At 72.4% G+C, this 21,957-nt stretch carries 21 protein-coding genes; 3 read left to right on the forward strand and 18 right to left on the reverse strand.

Annotated features, from left to right (window positions below; genetic code table 11):
- Positions 1-46: 46 nt before the first annotated feature.
- The 8 genes from NBH00_RS23445 to NBH00_RS23480 all read right to left on the reverse strand — a co-directional run bounded on the left by NBH00_RS23445 (position 47) and on the right by NBH00_RS23480 (position 9,062).
- A complete protein-coding gene (locus tag NBH00_RS23445; protein ID WP_254570992.1) occupies positions 47-1,186 on the reverse strand; it encodes an NADH:flavin oxidoreductase/NADH oxidase in 1,140 nt (379 codons plus the stop codon).
- A 9-nt stretch (positions 1,187-1,195) separates the two neighbouring features.
- Positions 1,196-1,711, reverse strand: coding sequence for a hypothetical protein (locus tag NBH00_RS23450; RefSeq protein WP_254570993.1), 516 nt, complete (start codon positions 1,709-1,711; stop codon positions 1,196-1,198).
- Between the two features lie 3 nt (positions 1,712-1,714).
- The gene (locus NBH00_RS23455; RefSeq protein ID WP_254570994.1) at positions 1,715-2,869 is read right to left on the reverse strand and encodes a phosphotransferase family protein; all 1,155 of its coding nucleotides are present in this window, start codon (positions 2,867-2,869) and stop codon (positions 1,715-1,717) included.
- 107 nt (positions 2,870-2,976) lie between these two features.
- A complete protein-coding gene (locus NBH00_RS23460) occupies positions 2,977-3,984 on the reverse strand; it encodes a DUF7064 domain-containing protein (protein WP_254570995.1) in 1,008 nt (335 codons plus the stop codon).
- Positions 3,985-4,072: 88 nt separating this feature from the next.
- A complete protein-coding gene (locus NBH00_RS23465) occupies positions 4,073-5,110 on the reverse strand; it encodes an aldo/keto reductase (RefSeq protein ID WP_254570996.1) in 1,038 nt (345 codons plus the stop codon).
- Positions 5,111-5,141: 31 nt separating this feature from the next.
- On the reverse strand, positions 5,142-6,380 hold the full coding sequence (locus NBH00_RS23470; RefSeq protein ID WP_254570997.1) for an ABC transporter permease: 1,239 nt from the start codon (positions 6,378-6,380) through the stop codon (positions 5,142-5,144).
- Positions 6,380-7,849: an ATP-binding cassette domain-containing protein gene (locus tag NBH00_RS23475; protein WP_254570998.1), complete on the reverse strand. Its 1,470-nt coding sequence runs from the start codon at positions 7,847-7,849 to the stop codon at positions 6,380-6,382. The genes NBH00_RS23470 and NBH00_RS23475 overlap by 1 nt, the downstream gene beginning before the upstream one ends.
- Before the next feature lie 70 nt (positions 7,850-7,919).
- On the reverse strand, positions 7,920-9,062 hold the full coding sequence (locus NBH00_RS23480) for a sugar ABC transporter substrate-binding protein (protein WP_254570999.1): 1,143 nt from the start codon (positions 9,060-9,062) through the stop codon (positions 7,920-7,922).
- Between the two features lie 184 nt (positions 9,063-9,246).
- Between NBH00_RS23480 and NBH00_RS23485 the strand changes: the two genes are divergently transcribed.
- Positions 9,247-12,267, forward strand: a complete 3,021-nt coding sequence (locus tag NBH00_RS23485; protein WP_254571000.1) for an AfsR/SARP family transcriptional regulator — start codon at positions 9,247-9,249, stop codon at positions 12,265-12,267.
- Between the two features lie 49 nt (positions 12,268-12,316).
- Here the strand turns inward: NBH00_RS23485 and NBH00_RS23490 are convergent, their stop codons facing one another.
- The 6 genes from NBH00_RS23490 to NBH00_RS23515 all read right to left on the reverse strand — a co-directional run bounded on the left by NBH00_RS23490 (position 12,317) and on the right by NBH00_RS23515 (position 17,059).
- A complete protein-coding gene (locus tag NBH00_RS23490; RefSeq protein ID WP_254571001.1) occupies positions 12,317-12,766 on the reverse strand; it encodes a GNAT family N-acetyltransferase in 450 nt (149 codons plus the stop codon).
- 74 nt (positions 12,767-12,840) lie between these two features.
- Entirely contained in the window at positions 12,841-13,182 is a 342-nt protein-coding gene (locus tag NBH00_RS23495; protein ID WP_254571002.1) for a hypothetical protein, read from the reverse strand.
- 125 nt (positions 13,183-13,307) lie between these two features.
- Entirely contained in the window at positions 13,308-14,063 is a 756-nt protein-coding gene (locus tag NBH00_RS23500; protein WP_254571003.1) for a dienelactone hydrolase family protein, read from the reverse strand.
- Positions 14,064-14,102: 39 nt separating this feature from the next.
- Complete coding sequence (locus NBH00_RS23505; RefSeq protein ID WP_254571004.1) at positions 14,103-14,513, reverse strand: hypothetical protein; 411 nt, start codon at positions 14,511-14,513, stop codon at positions 14,103-14,105.
- Positions 14,514-14,801: 288 nt separating this feature from the next.
- On the reverse strand, positions 14,802-15,608 hold the full coding sequence (locus NBH00_RS23510; protein ID WP_254571005.1) for a class I SAM-dependent methyltransferase: 807 nt from the start codon (positions 15,606-15,608) through the stop codon (positions 14,802-14,804).
- A 2-nt stretch (positions 15,609-15,610) separates the two neighbouring features.
- Positions 15,611-17,059 (reverse strand): NAD(P)-binding protein, encoded by a 1,449-nt coding sequence (locus tag NBH00_RS23515; RefSeq protein ID WP_254571006.1) that lies wholly within the window; start codon positions 17,057-17,059, stop codon positions 15,611-15,613.
- Between the two features lie 13 nt (positions 17,060-17,072).
- Between NBH00_RS23515 and NBH00_RS23520 the strand changes: the two genes are divergently transcribed.
- Complete coding sequence (locus NBH00_RS23520; RefSeq protein WP_254571007.1) at positions 17,073-17,675, forward strand: TetR/AcrR family transcriptional regulator; 603 nt, start codon at positions 17,073-17,075, stop codon at positions 17,673-17,675.
- 71 nt (positions 17,676-17,746) lie between these two features.
- On the opposite strand, the gene NBH00_RS23525 is transcribed toward NBH00_RS23520, so the two are convergent.
- Positions 17,747-18,229, reverse strand: a complete 483-nt coding sequence (locus NBH00_RS23525) for a helix-turn-helix transcriptional regulator (protein WP_254571008.1) — start codon at positions 18,227-18,229, stop codon at positions 17,747-17,749.
- A 100-nt stretch (positions 18,230-18,329) separates the two neighbouring features.
- Between NBH00_RS23525 and NBH00_RS23530 the strand changes: the two genes are divergently transcribed.
- A complete protein-coding gene (locus tag NBH00_RS23530) occupies positions 18,330-19,757 on the forward strand; it encodes a carotenoid oxygenase family protein (protein ID WP_254571009.1) in 1,428 nt (475 codons plus the stop codon).
- A gap of 47 nt (positions 19,758-19,804) precedes the next feature.
- Here the strand turns inward: NBH00_RS23530 and NBH00_RS23535 are convergent, their stop codons facing one another.
- The 3 genes from NBH00_RS23535 to NBH00_RS23545 all read right to left on the reverse strand — a co-directional run bounded on the left by NBH00_RS23535 (position 19,805) and on the right by NBH00_RS23545 (position 21,426).
- Positions 19,805-20,140 (reverse strand): YkvA family protein, encoded by a 336-nt coding sequence (locus NBH00_RS23535; RefSeq protein WP_437126632.1) that lies wholly within the window; start codon positions 20,138-20,140, stop codon positions 19,805-19,807.
- Positions 20,141-20,275: 135 nt separating this feature from the next.
- Positions 20,276-21,061 carry a cation diffusion facilitator family transporter gene (locus NBH00_RS23540; protein WP_254571011.1) on the reverse strand — a complete coding sequence of 262 codons (786 nt, stop codon included), beginning with the start codon at positions 21,059-21,061 and terminating at the stop codon, positions 20,276-20,278.
- On the reverse strand, positions 21,058-21,426 hold the full coding sequence (locus NBH00_RS23545; RefSeq protein WP_254571012.1) for an ArsR/SmtB family transcription factor: 369 nt from the start codon (positions 21,424-21,426) through the stop codon (positions 21,058-21,060). The genes NBH00_RS23540 and NBH00_RS23545 overlap by 4 nt, the downstream gene beginning before the upstream one ends.
- Positions 21,427-21,957 lie beyond the last annotated feature (531 nt).

The following is a 21,957-nucleotide window of genomic DNA, read 5'->3' on the forward strand; positions in this document are numbered from 1 at the left end:
ATCGGCGCGGGGGCCTCGAGCTCCTCCTCGCCGGGTGGCGGCGCCCTCAGCCCAGGGGGACCGGGGCCGGCCAGCCGATGCTCGCCGCGTCGCCGCGGAAGTTGCGCAGCCACCACGCCCAGTCCTCCGGGACGAGGCCGAAGGGATCCTCGCGCCCGAGCTCGCGCGCGGCCCACACGGGCCAGTGCGGGTTCGCGAGCGCCGGCCGGCCGAGGTAGACGAGGTCGAGCTGCTCGTCGCGGATCGCCGCGTCGGCGACCGCGGGCACCCCGAGGTTCCAGCTCGCGCCGACGGGGATGCCGACCTCCGAGCGCACCCGGGCCGCGCGCTCGACCATGAAGCCCGGCTCGTTGAACGGCGGGTCGACCATGTCGTCGGTGTTCGAGCCGATGCTCACGTCGGCGAGGTCGAGGCCGTGCTCCTTCATCCAGCCGATCGTCGTGACGGCGTCCTCGAACTGGACGCCGTCCGGGTGGAAGTCCTCGGAGCCGAGGCGCATCGTCAGCGGCAGGCGCTCGGGCCACACCGCGCGGACGGCGTCGAGCGTCTCGAGGAGGAAGCGCGCGCGGTTCTCGAGCGAGCCGCCGTACTCGTCGGTCCGCCGGTTCGACAGCGGCGAGAAGAAGCTCGCGCCGAGGTACCCGTGCGCGAAGTGGATCTCGAGCCACTCGAAGCCCGCGTCGAGCGCGCGCACCGCCGCGGCCGCGTAGTCGCGGTGCAGGTCCTTGATCTCCTCGCGGGTGAGCGCGCGCGGCACGATGTTCCGCTTGCCGCCGTAGGGGATGGGCGACGGCGCGCGCGTCTCCCAGCCGCCGGGCTCGTCGGGGGCCAGCATCGTCCCGCCCTCCCACGGCCGCACCCGGCTGCCCTTGCGGCCCGTGTGCCCGAGCTGGACCGCCGGCACCGCGCCCATGCGCTTCACGATGCCGGTCACGCGCCGCAGCCCCTCGAGCTGGTCGTCGTCGTAGATCCCGCCGCATGTCGTGCCGGTCCGGCCGTCGGGCGTGACCGCGAGCTGCTCCGCGAAGACGAGCCCGAACCCGCCCGCCGCCCGCGCCCCGAGGTACATGACGTGGTAGTCGTCGAGCTTGCCGTCGACCGACTGGTACATCGTCATCGGGGACATCGCGATGCGGTTGCGCAGCGTGACGTCCTTGAGCGCGAGCGGGCTGAACAGGTCGGGCACGGCGGCGACCTACGCGGCGGCCTGGGCGGCGAGGACCTCGCCGACGCTGCCGTCGACGTTCGCCGGGAAGCCCGTCATCCGCGCCCACGCCGACTCGCGCTTGGACTGGCTGCGAGCGACCGCGGTGACGAGCCGGCGGGCCTCGAGCGCGCCGGGCGCGTCCGGCGTCGCGGTGAGCGCGAAGAACGCCTCCTGCGCGAGCGCCTTGAGCTCGACGGTCGCCGCGCGCAGCGCCGCGAGGTCCGCCGGCGGCGCGGCGGCCGCGTCGATCGCGCGACGGGCCTCGTCCTCCCCGGCGCCCGGCTCGAGGGCGATCAGCGCCTCGAGGAGCGTGCGGTACTCCGCGTGCTCGACGAGCTCGTAGCGGTGCTCGGACTCCACGACGTCCATCGCCCAGTCGAGCGAGGCGAGGACGAGCCCCGCCTGCTCCTGCGCGAAGTCGGCGGACGGGTCGAGCGCCGGCATGATCGTCTTCGCGATCGTGTGGCGAATGGCGGCGAGCTGCTGGCTGACGGTGGGAACCATGGATCAGTCCTCCGTGCCCACGAGGGCGTTGAGCTGGTCGAGGAAGAGGGCGCCGAGGCCCGAGAGGAAGTTCTGCATGACGTCGAGGTGCGTCATGCGCTCGGCGGCGTTGCGGGGGCCGGTGGCGATGAGCGCGACCGCCGCCCAGTACAGGTTCATGACCGCGTAGTAGTGCAGCCGCTCACGGTCGACGGTGAGCCCGGAGATCTCCTCGTACTGCGCGATGAGGTCCTCCTTCGTGACGAGCGCGCAGCAGTAGAACTCGCCCGTGTTCTCGTCGCGCTGGCCCCAGCCCTCGGTCATGACGTACGCGAGGTCGTGGTGGCGGTCACCGAGGTAGGTGATCTCCCAGTCGAGCAGCGCGGTGATCTGGCCGCTGTCCTCGTCGAAGAGGAAGTTGCCGTTGCGGTAGTCGCCGTGGATGACCGAGACGTGGTCGACGACCGGCCGGTGCTCCCAGAGCCACTGGCGCGTGAGCATCATCGTCGGGTGCGCCTCGAAGGCGTCCTGCTCCCACGCGCGGTCCCACGCCGCGAGGCGCCAGTCGACCGCCTGCGTCGTACCGGCCTCCGGCCGGTCGAAGGACGGCAGGTCCTTCCCGCTCCAGTCGAAGCGGTGCAGTTCCGCGAGGTACCGGACGAACTGCTCGGCGAGCAGCGGGCGCAGGCGCGGGCCGTACGTCGTGCCGAGGCCCGAGGCGGTCTTCGCCGCGTCCGCCGGGCTCGCGACGCCGGTGAGCCAGCCGCACACCATCGCGGGCGCGCCGAGGTCGGCCGGATCCTCGGTGACCCAGAAGACCTTCGGCACCGGGAGGGTCCCGTCGAGGGCGCGGAGCATCTCGAACTCGCGCGAGCGCGGGGACTCGACCATCGACGCCGGCGGGTCCATCCGCAGGACCATCTTGTCCTGGCGGGCGACGCCGTCCTGGGTCCAGGCGAGCTCGAAGACGAACTGCTCCTTGGAGGCCCCGCCCGGGAGGCGGTCGAGGTTCGAGATCGTGAAGTCGCCGTCGATGCGCGACGCGAGGAAGTGGCGCAGGCGCTCGTCGACGACGGACAGGACGGGCGCCTCGTGGACGACGACGCCGCGGCGCTCCATCTTGCGCTCGAGGGTCGCCTCGATCGTGCGCTCCATCGAATGGGTGGACGTGGTGGACATGGTTCAGTGGCTCCAGGCCGGCGTGCCGGCGGTCGGGGATGGTGAGGACGAGGGGCGGTGGCTCGGGGCGGGCAGGACCGTCGGCATCCGGCGCTCCGGCGCGACGTTCACTGCGCCTCCTTCGCGCCGGCGCCGAGCCGGGCGTGACGCGAGTAGCGATCGCCGAGCCAGTCCATCCCGAAGATGTCCCCCATCTCGGCATGCGCCACCCCGTACTCGGGGTGCTGGTAGCGCATCAGCGTGTGGTAGCAGACGTAGGCGGGGATGAACTGGTACCACGGCGAGCCGGCCGCGGCCGTCCCGAAGAACTCGTATTCCTTCCCGCGGGTGTCCTTCAGCCAGATGCGCGTGCTGACCGGGATCATGTCCACGCGCTCGGCCTCCATCCGGCACTCGGTGACGCCGAACATCTCGCCGTTCTCGTGGACGTAGCCGAAGCGCAGCTCGTCGTAGACGATGACGCCGTCCTCCATCTTCATCGTGACGGCGACGTGCGCGCCGAAGCGCTCCCCGAAGGGGATGTGCACCCACGAGACGGCCTTGCCGCCGTACTCCTCGCGCGGGCCCCAGGACCGCTCGATCGCGTCGTAGCAGTCCACGGAGTAGCGCTCGCCGCGCAGCTCGAGCTCGCCGGTGATGTGCCCGATCGCGTCGAGGTGCCCGTTGGCCCAGGCGTCCCCGAGACCCGTGTCGGTCTCGCCGGCGGCGATGAGCGGGTTGTGCGCCGGGTCGTGGGTGTCGTAGGGCTCGTGGAGCGCACGGAAGTTGAGGTCGAAGCTGCAGGCGCCGTGGGTGTCCTCGTAGGTGACCTGGAACTCGCGCGGGGAGTCGATGGCGCGGAAGCGCAGGCCGTTGGCGAGCTCCTGGTCGAGGAACGACTCCGGGCACGGCAGGTGCATGCGCGAGTCGAGGAAGTCGATCTCGAACGGGTGCTCGCACCAGCCCTGGAAGACGATGACCGACGAGGAGACGACGCCGAGGTTCGGGCGGGCCAGGATGTAGGCGTTGCCCATGATGTTCGCTTCGGGCACCGCGAAGATGAGCACGACCGTCTCCGTCCAGTCCCAGGTCTCGGGGTCACGCTCGTGGAACTCGAAGTCCTCGGCCTTGATCATCGTGGGTCCTCCTGGGCTGCGGGGTTGGTGACCATGACGGCGACGCTACGGAGGGGTCCGTAATCGGGCCGAAATCGCCGGTGACGGGTCATGCGGCCGGCCGCGCGACGGCCGCGGCCGTGTCGGCGTCCTCGAGGGCCGCGACGTACCAGTTGGGATAGACGGGCGCCGGGACGGTCGCCGCGTCGAGCTCGGCGAGGCTCTCCGCGTCGAGCGTGAGACCGATCGCGCCGAGGGTGTCCTCGAGCTGCTCGGGCCTGCTCGCGCCGAGCGTCACGCTCGTCACCGCCGGCCGCGACAGCAGCCAGGCGACGGCGACCTGCGCGACGCTCGCGCCGCGCTCCTCGCCGATCGCGCGCATGCGCTCCACGAGCGCGAAGCCCGCGTCCTTGTCGAACGGGAGCATGTCCATCGCGGCGTACCGGTTGTCGGGGTCGCTGAGCGACGCGCGCGTGTACTTCCCCGACAGGAAGCCGAACGCGAGCGGGCTCCAGACCGTCAGGCCGAGGCCGTAGCGCGCCATCATCGGGATGACGTCGCGCTCGATGTCGCGTCCGAGCAGCGAGTAGTACATCTGCCCGTGGGTGAACTGCGCCAGGCTGTTCGCGCGCTGGTGCTCGACCGCGGCGGCGACCTTCCACGCCGACCAGTTCGAGAAGCCGAGGTACCGCACCTTCCCGGAGCGGACGAGCTCGTCGAACACCGCGAGCGTCTCCTCCAGCGGCGTCCACGGGTCCTCCCGGTGGGCGATGTAGACGTCGAGGTGGTCGGTGTCCAGGCGCCGGAGGGTGTTCTCGACCGAGCGCAGGACGTTGCCGCGCGAGAGCCCCGACTGCGTGAGCCCGGGCCCCGTGCGGAAGCCGACCTTGCTCGCGATCACCACCTCGTCGCGACGGCCGCGGAGCGCGCGGCCGAGCAGCCGCTCGGCCTCCCCGCCCGAGTAGTTGTTCGCGGTGTCGAAGAGCGTCACGCCCGCGTCGAGCGCGCGGCCGACGAGGGTGTCGGCCGCGCCGGCCCCGACCTTCGCGAGGCCGGCGAGCGAGGTGTCGCCGTCGGTGAACGTCATCGAGCCGAACGACAGGCGCGAGACGATCAGGCCGGTGGTGCCGAGGCGGGCGTAGAGCATCCCGGTGGTCCTTTCCGCGCGGGTGGCGGCGCTAGGCCTTCTGCCGCTTCATGAGGGCGGACAGCGCGACGGCGGCGACGAGGACCACGCCGTTGACGACGTCGGTCCACTGCGGCGCGACGCCGCCGATGATGAGCCCCTGGCTCGTCCACACGACGAAGATGCCGCCGATGATCGTGCCCCACACCGTGAACTGACCGGTCGAGAAGACAACGGTGGAGAGGAACGCGGCGGCGAACGCCGGCAGGAGGAAGCCCGCGGCGACGTCCGGCGCGGCGGACCCCTGGGAGGCGCCGAGGAGGACCCCGGCCAGCGCGGCGAGCACCCCGCCGAGGACGAAGGCCTTCATGACCTCGCGCTGCACGTGCACCCCGGCGAGCCGGGCGGCGCCGCGGTTCGCGCCGGCGGCCCGGAGGTAGCGGCCGTACGTCGTGAAGCGCATGAGGATCCACATCCCGGCCCCGACGATGATCGTCACCGCGACGAGATAGGAGCAGCGGTCGACGATCTTCGGCAGGTTCGCCGCGACCGTCAGCACGAGCAGGACGACGGCGACGATGCCGACGCGGGCCACCGTCCAGCTGCGCGCGTCACGCCCGGCCGGCTTCAGCCGCTCGAGCGCGGCGAACGCGGCGACGGCGGCCAGGGCGACCGCGACCCACATGACCGCGGCCGGGGGCTTCTGGCTGAACGAGCCGACGTCCGTGAACCACGTCGGGAGCTCGTGACCGGGGAGCGGCGAGAGCTGCGTCCCCGAGGAGTACACCTTCGACGCGCCGACGAAGAGCCCGGACGTGCCGAGCGTCGCGATGAACGTGTTCACGCCGAGGCGCTCGACGAGGAACCCGTTGATGAGCCCGCCGGCAACGCCGACCGCCAGGCAGACGACGAGGACGAGGCCGAAGGGCCAGCCGTCCTTGCTCGCGAGCCCGATCGAGAGGAACGTCGTCAGGGTCGCCATCGAGGCGACCGACAGGTCGAACGCGCCGGCGACGAGCGTCACCATGACGGCGAGGCCGAGCAGGAGGATCGGCACGTTCTGGTGGACGTCGAGCAGCCGGTCGTCGATGTTCAGGAACGAGCTGCCAAGCCAGATCCCGTAGCCCGCGAAGAGCAGGACGAAGGCGACGAACGTGACCGACCCCTCGATCTCCGGCCGGGCGAGGAACCGGCGCAGGGACGGGGCGGGACGCGCGGGGCGCGACGGGGCGGGGGCCTGGGCGGCCCCGGCCGGGGCAGGGGCAGGGGTACGGATTCCTCGGGCGGCCATCAGACCATCACCTCCAGATCGGCGGGTTGCATGTGCTCGATGGGCCGGCTCTCCGAGAGCCGGCCGTCCTCCACCACGGCGACCGCGTCGCACACGGCGAAGAGGTCCTCCGAGTCCGACGTCACGACGAGCACGGCGGCATCGGTGTCGCGGAGCTCCTCGATGAGGCGGTAGATCTCCGACCGGGTGCCGACGTCGACCCCGCGGGTCGGTTCGCACAGAACGTAGACCGCGGGGCGCTGGAGCAACGCGCGCCCGAAGATGACCTTCTGCTTGTTGCCGCCCGAGAGGACGCCGAAGGGCGTGTCGATGCCGGGGGGCTGCACGTTCAGGCGCTCGACCATCTCAGCGCTGTCGCGCTTCTCACGCCCGAGGGCGAGCAGGCGCAGCTTCGTCGTCCAGTTCCCGAGCGACGAGAGCGTGATGTTCTCGTGGACGCTGAGGTGGTCGAAGCCCCCCTGCGTCTCGCGGTGGGGCGGCACGATCGCCACGCGGACGCCGTCGCCGCGGCGCACGGTCCCCCGCGCCGGGCGCAGCGAGCCATGGGCGAGGAAGGCGATGTCGTGCAGGCCCGAGCCGGGCAGCCCGGTGAGGCCCAGGACCTCGCCGCGACGGAGGACGAGGTCGACCGGGCCCGCCCGGCCGGCGAACGCGCCGCTGATCTCGAGGACCGGGGCGGCGCCGTCGCGGCCTGCGGTCGTGTCCGCGCCGCGCGGCACGCGCTCGACCTTCGCCGCCTCGTGCTGCAGGAGCAGGTCGACGAGGGCGGCGCGGTCCATGCCGGCCGTCACCTGGTCGGCGGCCAGGCGGCCGTCGAGGAGGACGACGACGCGGTGGGTCGCGTCGAGGATCTCGTGGAGCTTGTGCGTGACCATGACGATCGTCGCGCCCTGCGCCGCGTTCTCGCGCAGCGCGGCGATGACGCGGGCCGCGTCCGCGACCGGGAGCGTCGACGTCGCCTCGTCGACGAAGAGGATGCGGGCGCCGCGGCCGAAGGCCCGGGCGATCGCGACGAGCGCCTGCTCGCCGGGGGCGAGGGCCGCGACGAGCTCGTCGACGGCCCAGGTGAGGCCGACCCGCTCGAGGGCGGCGAGCGCCGCCGCGCGCTCGGCGCGGTGATCGAGCAGCGGGCCGAACGTCCGCAGCGGCCGCTCGCCGAGACGCAGGTTGTCGAGGACGGACATCGACTCGACGAGGCCGAGGTCCTGGTGGATGAACCCGACGTCCGAGCGGCCGCCGAGCGACGACACGGTCTCGTCACCGACGCGGATCGTGCCGCCGGAGGCGGTGTGGACGCCGTCGAGGATCTTGATGAGCGTCGACTTGCCGGCGCCGTTCGGCCCCATGAGCCCGACGAACTCGCCGGGGCCGATGTGGAGGTCGACGCCGTGCAGCACCGTGGTGCTGCCGAAGGTCTTGGTCAGCCCGCGGATGTTCAGCGGGGGGGCCGGGGCGATGGACTGGGTCATGGTCGTGGGAGCGCTCACGGGCTCGGCCGGCCCGGGCGCCTGGCGCCCGGGCCGACCGGTGTCGCGTCGCTCAGCCCTTGCCCCAGAGCTTCGTGAACGTGCTCTGCCAGTCACCGGCGGGCTGGAACTGCTTGCCGATGTACTTGCTCGCGTTGTCCTTCGTGATGAGGACGGTCGGCAGCGCGGTGGCGTCCCAGGTGGGCTTGCCGGCGACCTTGCGCCCGACCTCGTCGACCGCCGCCCAGGTGGCGTAGTTCACCGGCGAGCCGATCGTCGCGCCGTAGGGCAGGGTCCCGCCGGCCAGCGCTTGGAGGACCGGCTGCTCAGCGTCATAGCCGTCGATGACCATGTCCTTGCGGCCACGCGACTTCAGTGTCGTCGCCATCGGCACGCCGATGCCGTCGTAGAGCGCGACGACGTCGGTGAGCTTGCCGGTCGGCGTCGCCGAGAGCAGGGCCGTGAAGGCGGGCGGGCCCGGCTTCGCGGTCTCCGCGACGGACTCCTGCTTGACGCTCAGGGAGCAGGCGGGGCAGTCGGAGGACATGACATTCTTCACGCCGCTGACCCGGAGCGACGTCTGCGGGAACGCGCTGTCCTGGAAGGCGGCGACCTTCGCCTTGCCGTCGTTCTTGGCGATGAGGTATCGCGCCATCTGCTCGCCCTGCTTCTCGAAGTCGGGCGTGGCGTCGATGACCTTGCCGCGCAGCGCGCCCGAGTTGCAGACGATGCACCCGATCGCGACGCCCTTGGCGGTCGCCTGGTCGATCGCGGCCTTGATGCTGTTGACGTCGATGCCGTACATGACGATCGCGTCGTAGCCCTGCTGCGTGGCCTTGTTGACGAGACCCGACTGCGTCTGCGGAGCGAGCTGCCCGTCCTGCGGGGCCGGGGTCGTCCAGCCCATCGCCTTCACGGCCTTCACGCCTTCCTTGGCGGCCTCGACGCAGACCGGGGCCTGGAAGCCGCAGGCGATGATCATCGCCTTCTTCGATCCGGGATCGAAGGCCTCGGTCGGTGCCGGCCAGGTCACCGCGCCGGCCTTGTCCTTGGCGACCTGGGCCTTGATGGCCGCGAGGCCGGCCGTGCCGCCGGTGGTGGCGGTGGGCGCGGCGGCCTGGGAGCTGCCGCTGGAGGAGTCGTTGCTGCTGCCGCACGCTCCGATCACGAGGACGAGGCAGAGGCCGAGCAGGGCCCCGCAGATCTTCTTGGACATTGCGTTCTCTTTCATGACGCGCGGCGACCGGGCGGTGGCTGCGAGGAGGGACAGGTGCAGTCGGTGTCGAGACCGGAGACGACGGCTGTTCGAAGCCGGTGCCTCCGGTTGGACGGCGACTGTCGGGGACCGTAGGCTGGGTGCCGAAATCCGATCGAAATCGGAGTGGCCCGCGTCCCCGTCCATGTCCTTCACCCCGCACAGGTCCTCCGTCGCGTCGCCGCCCGGATCGCAGACGCAGACGCTCAACGAGTGGGTCGTCGCGCGGCCGCGCCTGCGCCGCCGGATCGCGGATCTCGTCGGTCGCTTCGGCGTCGTGTGGGTGCTCGGCTCCGCCGGCTCGGGGAAGACGACCGCCGTCGCCGACGCGGTCGCCTCGCTCGGCCCGCCGACCGCGTGGCTCACCCTCGACGCCACCGACGCGGCCCCGGGCCGGCTGCTCCTCGAGCTCGAGCGGACGCTGCACGAGGCCCTGCCGGAGCTGCCGCCGGTCGCCACGCAGGCGCTCGCGGCCAAGGTCCCCCACATCGAGGCGGCCGGATACCTCGCGGCGGCGCTCGCCGGCCGCCCGGTCGTCGTCGTGCTCGACGAGGTCGAGAAGCTCGCCGACGCCGAGCCGGCTCGTGTCGTCCTGTCCGCGTTCGTGCGGGCGCTGGATCCCGCGGTCCGTGTCGTCCTCATCTCACGGCGCGACATGTCGCTGCACCTCGGCGGCACGCGTGAGGTCGGCGGCATCGGCTACGTCGCCGAGCGCGACCTCGCGTTCACCGTGACCGAGGCGGCGCAGGTGCTCGAGGGGCTGAACCGCGGCGACACCACCGCAGAGGACGTCGTCGAGGCGACGGGCGGCTGGGTCGCCGGCGTCCTCTTCGAGGCCTGGCGATCAGCCGACCACCCGCACGGCGCGGGCGGCGAGGCGGACGCGCTCAGCGGCTACCTCGCCTCGGAGATCATGGCGCAGCTCGACCCGGCGCAGCAGTGGTTCCTCGTCGCGACGTCGGTGCTGCGCGAGGTCACCGCGGACACGGCGGGCCGCCTGGGGCAGGCGGACGCGCGCGAGCTCATCGCCGGCCTGCGCACCCACCACATCCCCGTGTGGTTTTCCGACGACGGGGCCGCGCTGCGCTGCCACCCGCGCTTCCGCGAGTTCCTCCGCCGGCGGCTCGACGACCACGGCGGGCCGGACGCCCGGGCGCTCCACGTCGCGCACGGCCACCTGCTGCTCGAGGACGGGAAGGCCGCCGACGCGGTGGACGCGTTCCTCGAGGGCCGCGATCTCGACGCGGCGACGGCGGCCGCCGAGGTCGCCATCCCGGAGGTGCTCCGCCGCGGCGACGTCGCGGTCGCCGCGCGCTGGCTGCGTGCGCTGCGCCCGGCGGCGATCGAGGCCTCGGAGGTCCTCACCCGTGCCCGCCTGGCCGTCGCGCTCGAGCGCGAGGCGTGGGCCCGCGGCGCGGCGACCGCCGACCACCTGCTGCAGATGCTCCGTGCCCGGACCGGTGAGGACCCGGTCCTCGAGCCCGGCCTCGCCGGCACGATCGGCACGTGCTACCTGCACGTGGGCCGCTTCGACGACGTCCTCGCGGTCGTCGAGGCGTCCCGCCCGGGCCCCGCACGGGACACCTGGCGCTTCGCGCTCGGGCTCGACTGCACCGACCGTCCCGAGCACTACCGCGACCGTCCCCCCGACCGCGGGGAGACCGTCGACGGCCTGCTCCACCGCTACGACTTCATGCACGGGCGCTTCGGCAAGCTGCTGCAGGCCCGGCCCGCCCCCTGGGCCGCGGCCCGGTCGAGCCGCGTCGCCGCGCTCAGCGCGGTCGGGCGCTACGCCGAGGCGCTCGCCCTCCTGGAGGAGTGGCCGGCGATCGACCAGTCGCCCGCGATGACGCGCATCTACGTCGAGCTCATGGTCGACCTCGGCCGCGCCGACGAGGCGCGCGCCGCGCTCGAGCGCGGCCGCGAGGTCGCCCTCCGCTCGAGCCCCTACTGCGCGCTCCTGCACGACCTGCTCGAGGCGATGGTCGCCCTCCGGGTGGACGGTGACGTCGCCACCGCCCGCCGCGCGCTCGACCGCGTCGAGGAGGACCCGACGGCGAGCCGGCGCTCGCGGGTCGTCGACCAGATCGCGTTGTGGCGGGGACTCTGCGGCCTGATCGAGGAGGACGACGAGACCGCCGCCTACCACCTGCGCCGCGCGGTCGCGACGATGCGCGAGTGGGACCGGCAGCGGCTGATGCCCACCGCCGCGGTCTACCTCGCCGAGGCGGAGTGGCGGCTCGGCGACGAGGCGGCCGCCGACGAGGCCGCCGACCAGGCCCTCGCGGCCGCGCGGATCCAGGAGTCCGACCACCTGCTCCTGCAGGCGCTGCACGACTACCCCGCCGTGCTGTCCCGGCGGCTCGACGCCGAGGCGGAGCCCGACTCCCCGTGGCACGCGCTCGGGCGGGCGCTGCTGATCGACCGGCGCTCGTCGGGCGTCGAGGCCTCGACGGCCACGCACATCCAGGAGTTCGGGCCGCCGGCGATCATGCACGGCCCGCGGCCCGTCGACCCGCGGCTGAGCCGGAGCTTCGAGGTGCTAGCGCACCTCGCGGCGCACGGCGGCGGCGCGTCGAAGGCCCAGCTGCTCGCCGACCTGTTCGGCGGCCAGACCGACGACAAGACCCGGGCCTACCTGCGCCAGGCGCTCAAGCGGCTGCGCGACGCGCTCCCCTCCGAGGCGCTGCTCGCGGCCGACGGCCCGGACGTCACCTGGACCGGCGGCGCGCTGACGAGCGACTCGGTCCTGTTCGAGGAGGCGGTCGGGCAGGCCCTGCGCCTCCACGGCCGCGAGCGCCTCGAGGCGGACCTGCGCGCGCTCGCCGCGAGCGAGCGCGGCGAGTACTTCCCGGGATCCTCGTCGGCGTGGATCCAGGAGCGCCGGGACGAGCTGCAGCGGACGGCGACCGACGTCCGCCTCGACGCCGCGAAGATCGCCTTCGACCTCGGGGAGCTCGAGCGCGCGCAGGCGCAGACCGACCTCGTGCTCCGCGACGACCCCTACCGGGAGAGCGCGTGGCGCCTGGCGATGCGGATCGCGGCGGCGATGGGCGACGACGACCGCGTCATCTCGCTGTACCGCCGCTGTCGCGAGCGGCTGGCGGACCTGCCGACGGAGCCCGCCGCCTCCACCCAGCGGCTGCTCGCGCAGCTGCGACGGTGAGACGGCGGCCACGCGGCGACAGGGGCCGCCCGGCCGCGTCTGTCTGCCGCTACAGGCGGATGCGGCGCGTGTCCTCGTCGTTGGGCCCGAAGCCCATGAGCGAGGCCATCTTCAGACCGCCGGTCTGCGACGGCTGGACGATGAGCTCGGCGTCGGCGGCCCCACCTTCGCGCGCGATCCTCAGCGCCTCCTCGGTGAGCGCGCGGCCGATGCCGCGGCCGCTGCGGGCGACGGCGACGTCCTCGAGCCAGGCCCGCACGCCCGTGGGCAGGCTGTAGAGCGCGACGGTCATCATCCCGACGATCTCCTCGTCGTCGTCGCGGGCGATGATGAGCCGCGTGCTCGGGTTGTCGACGATGCGCTGCACGTCCGCGACGGTCGGCGTCTGGCTGTACCGCGGCAATCGCCGGGCGAGCATCCCCAGGGCGCTCGCGATCTCCTCCGAGGCCGTTGTGACCTCACTCACCTTCACCGGTGCCTGCGGCATGGCCGTGCTCATCGCACCGCCCACCAGTCTGCCCGAATGACGTCCATCATCAGCTCCCGTCCGACGTGGTTGAGGTACGACCGACGCTAACGGAATCTGGCGCGCCCACGCAACCCGCGCGGCCTGTTCGCGGACGCCCGCAGGTTCGCCGGGGCCGCCTTGATCCAGCCGCGCGCGAGCGCGGTGGCCCACGGCGCGTCCTCCCGGCACACGAGGGTCGTCGCGTCCCACTGCGCGCGCCCGCGACCCGGGCGGAGCGGCAGGCAGAGCCAGTCGCCGACGACGAGGTACGCCGGCGCCGGCTTCAACCGCGCCCACGACGGCGGCCGGCGGCGGACGCGGCCCTCGAGCGTGTGTAGCCGCTGCAGCTCCCGCCGCGCCGCCGGGCGGTCACCGCGCACCGCGGCGCGCTCGAGCAGGCGGTCCACCGCGTGGTCGGTGAAGCCGACGCTCGTCGCGACGGGGCGCCCGCGCCACCACCGCCGCAGCCGTTCGAGCAGCGCCGCGATGACCTACCGCCCCGCGTCCGGATCCGGGCCGCCCCCCGGCGGTGTCACCGGGTGCGGGCCGGCGGGGTGCGGGCGAGCAGGGCCTCGAGCGCGGCGAAGTGCTGCTCGGCGGCGTCCTCGTCGTAGGCGGCGGTGTCGGACATCGTGTAGCCGTGGGCCGCGCCGGTGAAGCGGTGCGTCGTGTGGGTGACGCCCGCCGCGTCGAGCGCGGCGTCGATCGTCGCGATCTGCTCGGGGGTCATGTTCTGGTCGTTGTCGGCGTGGCCGAGGTAGAGCTCGGCCGCGATGCCCGCGGCACTCAGGTGGGGGCTGTCCGGCTCGCCGGTGGCGACGCCGCCGGCGTGGAAGCAGCCCGCCGCCGCGACCCGGCCGGGCTCGGCGGCCGCGAGCCGGAAGGCGAACCGCCCGCCGATGCAGTAGCCGGTGAGCCCCAGCGGGCCGGGCGCCGCGTGCTGCTGCAGCGCGTCGAGGTAGGCCCTGCCGTCGGCCTCCATGTTCGCCTTCGTGAAGTCCGCGAGCATCGGGCCGAGCTGCGTCATGAACGCCGCGCGCGCGTCGGGGTCGGCGAGGTCGGGCGTCGGGAGGACGGGCGCCCGGCCGTGGCGGTAGAGGATGTTCGGCGCGAGCACGACGTAGCCCCAGCTCGCGACCCGGTCGGCCATGGCCTTCGTGCGATCGCGGAGGCCGATGGCGTCGATGAGGAAGAGCACCCCCGGCAGCTCATCGCCGGTCTCGGGGCGGGTCAGGTAGGCGTCGGCCGTGCCGTCGGGGGTGGGGACGTCGACCATCGCGGAGCGCATGTCGTGAGGATCGCAGGCCGGCGCCCGGCCCAGGTCCGCTCAGTCGGCGTAGGTGCCCTGGTGGGCGAGCAGGTGCTTCCACTCGCCGGCCGGCAGCCGCAGGACCGTCGTGCCGATCGTCAGCGTCTGCTCCTCCGGGCGGTCGGCGCGCGGGGCGACGGTGATGGGCACCGTGCTCTCCGTGCCGTCGGCGTGGTCCTGCAGGGCGGCGCTCGTCTTCGCGCCGCCCGGCTCGGCGGCGAGGTCGGTGAGCCACTTCCAGTCCTCCGCCTCGACGATCGCGTCCCGCTGGCCGTGCTCGGTCGTGAACGACAGGCAGATCGGGTCGGGACCGACGATCTTCACGAGCGCCGGGCCGGCGGCCTGGCCGGCGGGCTGCTCGAGCACCGCGGCGGCGCAGCCGTGGGCGTGGGCGTACGTGCGATGCTCGGCGATGTCCTCAGAGGTCATCTGACGAGGCTACCGGGACGCCAGGGCGTCTCCACGTGACGTCGCCCCTTTTTCCCGCGGGGCGTTCGTGCGGGTCCGGCGCCCGACGGCGGATCGTGGTTGCCGAGCGCCACCGATCCGCCACCCAGGAAGGGCCCGGCGACCGGTCGCCGCGGCGGCCAGGTCGCGGCTGTGGCCGGGACGCCCGCGCGGCCGAGGCGGATTGTGGCCAGGGCGGCGGGCGGCGGTTCTCTGTCGTTGCGCAGGCGCGTGATGGTGATGGAGTGCAGGGGATCACCGCGTCCTCCCTCAGCACTGCACGCTGACTCGCAAGTAGGTGGCCGGAATGGAGGTCCCGACCGCGCTCGTGTTCTGCTGTGCGAACAACTCCTCGAGCTCTGCCCGCAGCTCAGCCTCCCGCCCCGCCGCGGCCGCCGCGGCGATCGCGTTCATGGTCGGTGCGTAGTACTCCGTGAATCGGGCGAGCACGGCGGACGGGGGTTCGGGGGAGCGGAAGGTGAAGGTGGCCTCCTCGCACCTGACGTCCCGCGGGCTGACCCCAGCACCCGCGAACCGCTCGGTCACGGTCTCGGGCTGACCCCAGGCCATCGGGCTGACGAAACCCTCGGGCGGCGGCGGCGCGTAGGCGGAGCTGATGCGCAGGAGCTGCGCCACCAGCGTGGGGTCGCCGGGGATCCAGTTGCCCATGACCACGCGGCCTCCGGGGCGGGTCACCCGCACGAGCTCACGGGCGACGTCGTCAGGGTGGGGGGCGAACATCGCGCCGAAGACGGAGAGCACGAGGTCGTAGCGGCCGTCCGTGGCGCCTTGCAGCTCACAGGCGTCGCCCTGCTCGAAGCGGCAGCGGTCCAGCCCGAGCTTCTGCGCCCGTGCGTTGCCTGCGGCCACGAGGTTCGCGGCGATGTCGACGCCGAGCACGGTCGCACCGGCCTGCGCGGCCGGTATCGCCGTCGTGCCGTCGCCGCAGCCGACGTCGAGCACATCCGTCTCGGGCCCGACTCCGAGGTCACGCACGAGCTCCTCGCCGCTCTCGCGCATCGTGGCCGCCACGCGGGTGAAGTCGCCCTTCTCCCACAGTGCTCTGTTCGCGTTCATCTTCACTGCCTTTCGCTTGGTGGATGCGGCATGGCGTCGAGCCGCCCGATGGCGGCGCCCACGTTGGTGACGTACCGCTGAACGGCATCGCGGACCACCGGCGTGTGGGCGTGCTTCGGGAGCGCGGCGAGAAGGTTGAGCCGGGTGCCGGCCACCCAGGTGGCGAGCTCACGGTCGGACGCCCAACGGTGCTCCACGCGCCACGTGGCGGCACACATCCGCGGCCAGTCGCGGATGCTGCGCGGGTACGGGTTGGACGTACAGAGCCGGTTGTTGTCGGTGTCCTCACCGCCGCGGGACTCCACGTGGCCGATGAGCGCAGCGTTGAAGCTCGGCGAGTTGTGACGGACCTGCTGGAGCACGATGCGGCCCGGCTGGAAGACGGGCCGTGCCGGGGCATCGTTGAGCCCCCGTGCCGTGCAGTCGACGTGGATGACCGAAGCGTCGGTCGGGATCTCCCCGCGCTCCAGCCGGATGCGGTCGGCCTCGATGCGCCGGACGTGTCCCAGCCGGACGACGTCGTCGATCTCGCGCAGCGCTTCGAGCTCGCCGCTGCTGAGCATCGCGGCGCGGTACATGTCCGCAGGGGCCGACGGATCGATGCGCAGCAGGCGTCCGCCGCTCTCGAGACGCTCGAGCATCTCCTGGAGGTCGGTCGCCTGGGCCGCCGCCTCCGCATCGAGGGCGATCCCGGCCATGGTTGCGCCCACCTGGTCGAGCGGCTGAAAGTCGCGACGGTCGTGGAACCACGCATCGCGCGGCCGGATCCAGCGGATGCGGTCGGGCCCGACGTTCTCGCTCAGCAGCCAGGTGCAGGCATCGACCGCCGTCTTGCCGGCACCGATCACGGTGTACCGGGCTCCGGTCCGGACGCTCTCGGGCAGCTGGTGGATGCCGGTCACGGTGGCGCCCGGGGCAACGTCGAACGGCGGAGCATGCGTGGCGGGCACCGAAGCCTCGAGGTACCGCGCGTCGACGACCTTCCGGCGCACGGTGATGCGCCGCTGCCCTCCGCGCCCGTCACGGATCAGCTCTGCGCCGGCCTCGGCGCCCAGGTGCTCGTGGCCGGTCAGGATCCGTGTCCGTCCGGAGGCGACGAGGCGCCCGGCCACCGCATCGAAGTAGCGGTGCAGCTCCGGCCCGCTGGCGCGTTCGTAGAAGCCTTCCTCGTCGAGGCGATCCTCACCGAGAGGCATCGAGCTCACGCCGTAGAAGGCCGACGGCGTGTGCAGACGGACGAAGGAGTACGCGTCGCGCCAGTGTCCACCCACCGCGGGGCGGCGATCTACGAGCGTGACATCGACGTCGGTCCCCGCGGTCAGGGCGTCGGCGAACGCGAGGCCGCTCGCCCCGGCGCCCACGATCAGATAGTCCGTCTGCACCGGTCCCCCCTTTTCCGAAAAGCACGGTCGTTCTTTTCCGTGGGCGAGAGAATAGCACGCTCGTGCCATTAGGATGTGGGACATGGTCCTGGACGAGGTGACCGGTGGTAAGGGAGCGCGCACTCGCGCACTCGTCCTGGACGAGGCCGCGCGTCTGGCCACCGTGGTGGGGCTCGACGGCCTGTCCGTGGGCGGGCTCGCCAAGGCCACCGGCTTGAGCAAGAGCGGCGTCTTCGCGCACTTCGGGTCCAAGCAGGAGCTTCAGATCGCGACGATCGAAAGGGCCCAGGCGATCTTCGTCGAGGAGGTGCTCCGTCCGGCGCTACGGGCTCCACGGGGGGTCGAGAGGCTTCGCGCCGCCTGCGAGGCGTTCCTGTCCCATGTGGAGCGCCGCGTCTTTCCCGGTGGCTGTTTCTTCTCCGCGGCCGCGGTCGACGTGGCGTCCTGGCCCGGGCCGGTGCGCGATGCCATCGCAGCACAGCGCCGCGAGTGGCTCGCGGCGCTCGAACGCCTCGCGCAGGAGGCGCACGCGCTGGGCGAACTCGAGGACGACGACCCCGCCCAGCTGGCGTTCGAGCTCCAGGCCCTCCTCGCCGGCGCCAACACCACCTTCGCGCTCGAAGGGGACCCGGCCGTCTTCGACCGGGCGCGCGCCGCCGTTGCTCGACGCCTCCGCGCGTCTTGACCGCGGTCGCGATCGGCTCCTGCGCGGAGCCGCGCTGACCGGCGGCCGGCCGGCGCCGACACGCGGGCCCGTCAGGCGCCGTCCCCACCGTCCCGAACCGATCCCCAGAACCGCAGCCATTCGCGCTCATGGCCGATGCCGGCGTTGACCACCTGACGTAGGGCGAGCGGGGAGTCGGGTCCGAACGTGTCGCGGAGGGCCTCGTATTCGGCGAGCTTGGCCCCATGGAGCTCGACCTGCGCGTCCGCGAGAAGCGCGGTGGGCGCGCCGAACAGCAGTTGCAGCAGTGCTTCGTCGCGCAGCTGGGTGAACTCCGTCGTAGGTGTCTCGCGCCAGCGCGCGAGCGCGGCCCGACCGGCATCGGTCAGCACGAAGCGGCGTCGGCGGCGCCCGGACTCCTCGCGGCGCTCGGCGAGCAACCCGGCGGCGGCGAGTCGCTCGGGCTCCCGATAGACCTGATCGTGACGGAGCGACCACAGGTCCGACAACGGCTCGGCCATCTTCTTGAGGTCATACGGGGTCGCCTCCCCGGCCTGCTCGAGCAGGCCGAGCACGAGGTGGGAGACCGGTCCGAGCGGTGGCACGTGACAATCCTCCCGTTATGACGGTAGCTTCGCAATGGTTGCAAATCCGCCATTGCGGGGGGACTGTCCGATGAACGTCAAGCCGATCGCCGGCCCGCAGCACGGTTATGCGTCGAGCGGCAGCGACGTCGCCGAGTGCGTCTTGGCCGTGGAGGGATTCGTCCTCGAGTGGGTGCGCGGCACCCTTCTACGGAACGGCCCCGGTGTCTTCGAGTACGGCGACGACGTGGTGCGCCACTGGTTCGACGGCCAGGCCCAGCTGCACCGCTTCGCGATCGCCGGTGGCGGCGTGACGTACGCCTCTCGCCTGCTGCAGACCCGGGCCATGCGGGCGATACACGAGGAGGGCCGGCTCTCGTTCAGCGAGTTCGCGACCGATCCGTGCCGGTCGATCTTCAAGCGGGCGATGTCGGTTTTCGCCCCGCAGGTCACCGACAACGCCCTCGTGTCGATCGAGCGGCTGGGGCAGCGCCATTACGCGATGACCGAGGCGCCGATGGCGGTCGAGTTCGACCCCGAGACGCTGGAGACGCTCGGGTACGGGCCGCCGGCGCCGGGCACGATGGCGACCGCCCACCCGCACCACGATCCCGCGAGCGGATCGCTCGTGAACCTTGCGTCCTCGTACGGCCCGGTCAGTGCCTACCGCGTGTTCACGCAGAGCCCCGACGGATCGGTTCGCCGCCTGTGCAGCCAGCGCGTCACCCGGCCGGGCTATGTCCACTCGTTCGCGATGACACCACGCTACGTCGCGCACACCGAGTTCCCGTTCGTCGTCAACCCGATCGACATCCCGCTCAGCGGGCGGCCGTTCATCGAGAACTTCCGCTGGCGGCCCGAACAGGGAACGCGCATCATCGTCTGGGACCGTCAGACCGGCCGTCGCGTCGGCATCTACGAGACCGACGCCGGGTTCGCCTTCCACCACGTCGGCGCGTGGGAGGACGGCGACCGGCTCGTCATGGAGTACGTCGACCACTCCACCCCCGCGGTGATCGACGCGCTCTACCTCGACAAGCTGCGCGCCGGCGAGCGCACGGTCCACAGCGACCGGCCGCCGCCGCGGCTGCGCCGCGTGACCGTGGATCTCCCGAATGGACGGGTCGGGAGCGAGCTGCGTGCCGAGCATGCGATCGAGATGCCGCGGATCGACGACCGGCGCCACCTGGGTCGCTACCGGGCCGTCTACGGGATCGCTGCCGGCCCAGACAGCGACTACGACACGCCCGACCACATCGTCAAGCTCGACAACGAGACCGGCGACGCCCGGACGTGGGAGCAGGCCGGGTGTTACCCCGGCGAGCCGATCTTCCTTCCCGCTCCGGGATCCTGCGAGGAAGACGACGGGGTGTTGCTAAGCGTCGTGCTCGACGCCGGGCACGAGCGGTCCTTCCTGCTCGTCCTCGACGCCGCTGACCTGACCGAACTCGCCCGCGCCGATGCCCCTGCCCTGATCCCCCATGGCATCCACGGGACGTTCACCCCGGCCGCGCCATGACCCAGGGCCTCCCCCCGGCGGTGCTGTTTCCGCCGGACGGTGGTCCGTCAGGGTGTCCTGGCCGGGCCGAGCAGCCGCTCGAGCAGGCGAGGTTCGGCGGGCCAGGCGCTCATCAGCACCTCTCGTGGAGTCGTGCGAGCCGCGTAGCGGAGGAGCAACACCACGGCCACGACGTCGTCGAGCGGTCCGATCACGGGGAGGAACTCGGGCAGGAGGTCGATCGGCGAGAGCACCCAGAGGATCGCGATCAGCAGCGCGACCTTCGCGCGCCGCGGGACGTCGGCATGTGCGCGTAGGCGCCGTGCAGTGGTCACGCACGCCGGAAGGAACTCGGCCGCGTCGCGCAGCGCACCTGGGGGCAGGCGTCGTGCGAACAGCGCCATCGCCACCCAGGACAGCACCCAGAGCACCAGTGCGACGGCGCCGAGCTCGACCACCAGCCGGACGCTCATGACGTTGCGGCCGGGCGGTGAGCCCCACTGCGCAGGACACGCACGGCGTTGACGCGCGGCGATGCGTCAGTGGTGCGTGTGTCCGGCACCGGGGTGGTTGTGGTCGTGCCCGGCATGGTCGTGGTCGTGCCCGGCATGGTCGTGGTCGTGGTGCGCGTTCCCGTCGCCCGCTTCCGGGGGTCCGGGGTCGGCCTTGATGGTCTGGATCGACTGCCAGGTGATGCGCAGGATCACGATGGTGATGACCAGGCCGATGATCGGGTCGCCGGACGTGAAGCCCAGCGCGACGACTGCGGCGCCGGCGACCACGGCAAGCGAGACGAAGCCGTCGGTTCGCGCGTGGTAGCCGTCGGCGACGAGGGCAGGGCTGTTGAGGCGGCGCCCGGCGCGCAGGCGGACCTGCGCAGCGATCTCGTTGCCGATGAACCCGATCGCGCCGGCAGAGGCCAGGACCCAGAGGTGGTCGAGGGTCTGCGGGTGGATGAGGCGGTTGACCGCCTCGGCTGCGGCGACACACGCGCTGACGAAGATGGTGGCGACGACGAAGTAGCCGGCGCGCTTCTCGGCGACGAAGGAGCGCAGCAGGAACGCGATGCCCAACGGGATCGCCGTCAGCGCGTCACCGAAGTTGTGGATGAGGTCGGCAAGCAGCGCGACGCTGCCGGTGCTCAGGAAGATCGCGCCCTGCGCGAGCGCGGTGACGAGCAGCACCGCGAGGCTGACGCCGACGGTCCGCAGACCGTCGCGCGAGCTCGTGATGGAGCGGTCGACGAGTCCGTGGGAGTGCCCGTGACCCCCATGCCCGTGCCCGTGGTCATGGCTGTGCTTGTGCGGCTTCGTGGCGGCGCTCATGCGACGGCCTCTCTCGCTGACCTGTGTTGTGCGGCCAGCCCGAGGCGGACGTGCTCGACGTGCGCGACGGCTTGGGTCAGCAGCTCGCCGACGTGGTCGTCGTGCAAGGTGTAGACCACCTGCCGGCCGGTGCGCTCGCCGACGACGAGGCCCAGATGACGGAGGACGCGGAGCTGCTGGGAGACCGCCGACGCGGTCATCCCCACCGCGTCGGCGAGTTCGCTGACCGACGCCTCGCCGCCGTGGAGCCGCGCCATGATGCGCAGTCGGCTCGGCGTCGCCAGCGCCTGCATGTTCTCGGCGACCGCGCGCGCGTGGCCGGGGTCGTCCAGCAGGCGGGTGATGTCGGAATGGCCGTGTCCCATGTCCCCCAAACAATACCCGCATGATCGCTCAGATGTTCAGTCGTAGATCGACACACGACCGCAGGCGTGGCTGAGGTCGGCGCCGGGGCGCTCATCGATCGAGCATCAGCGGGGACGTTCCGGCCGGCAACGACGTCTGCCGGGTAGTGGGTGCCGACGGAGACGCGCGCGAAGCACGGGTCGGCCGCGAGGATCGGCAGCGCGGTGCCGATGGTGCGGACTCACGGCCAGCCGCCGATCGCGAGCGCGACTCCTGGATGACTTCGCGCGCCCCTGGGAGATCGGCCCCAGAACGCAAACACCCCGCTCAAGAGCGGGGTGACGAAAGCGGGAGCGACGGGACTCGAACCCGCGACCTCCGGCGTAACAGGCAAAGGCTGCACGTCCAGAACGCGCATACTGGGACGACCAGGATGACACTTGAGCCTCATTTATAGCGGTATATAGCCCGTTCGCTACTCGTTCCGCTACTCTGACGACACCGTCGCTACGGGTCGCTACTCCCGTGCTAGCCTCGCAGATATGCCCACG

This window comes from Paraconexibacter antarcticus (genome assembly GCF_024220175.1).
GTDB classification, from domain to species: Bacteria; Actinomycetota; Thermoleophilia; order Solirubrobacterales; family Solirubrobacteraceae; genus Paraconexibacter; species Paraconexibacter antarcticus.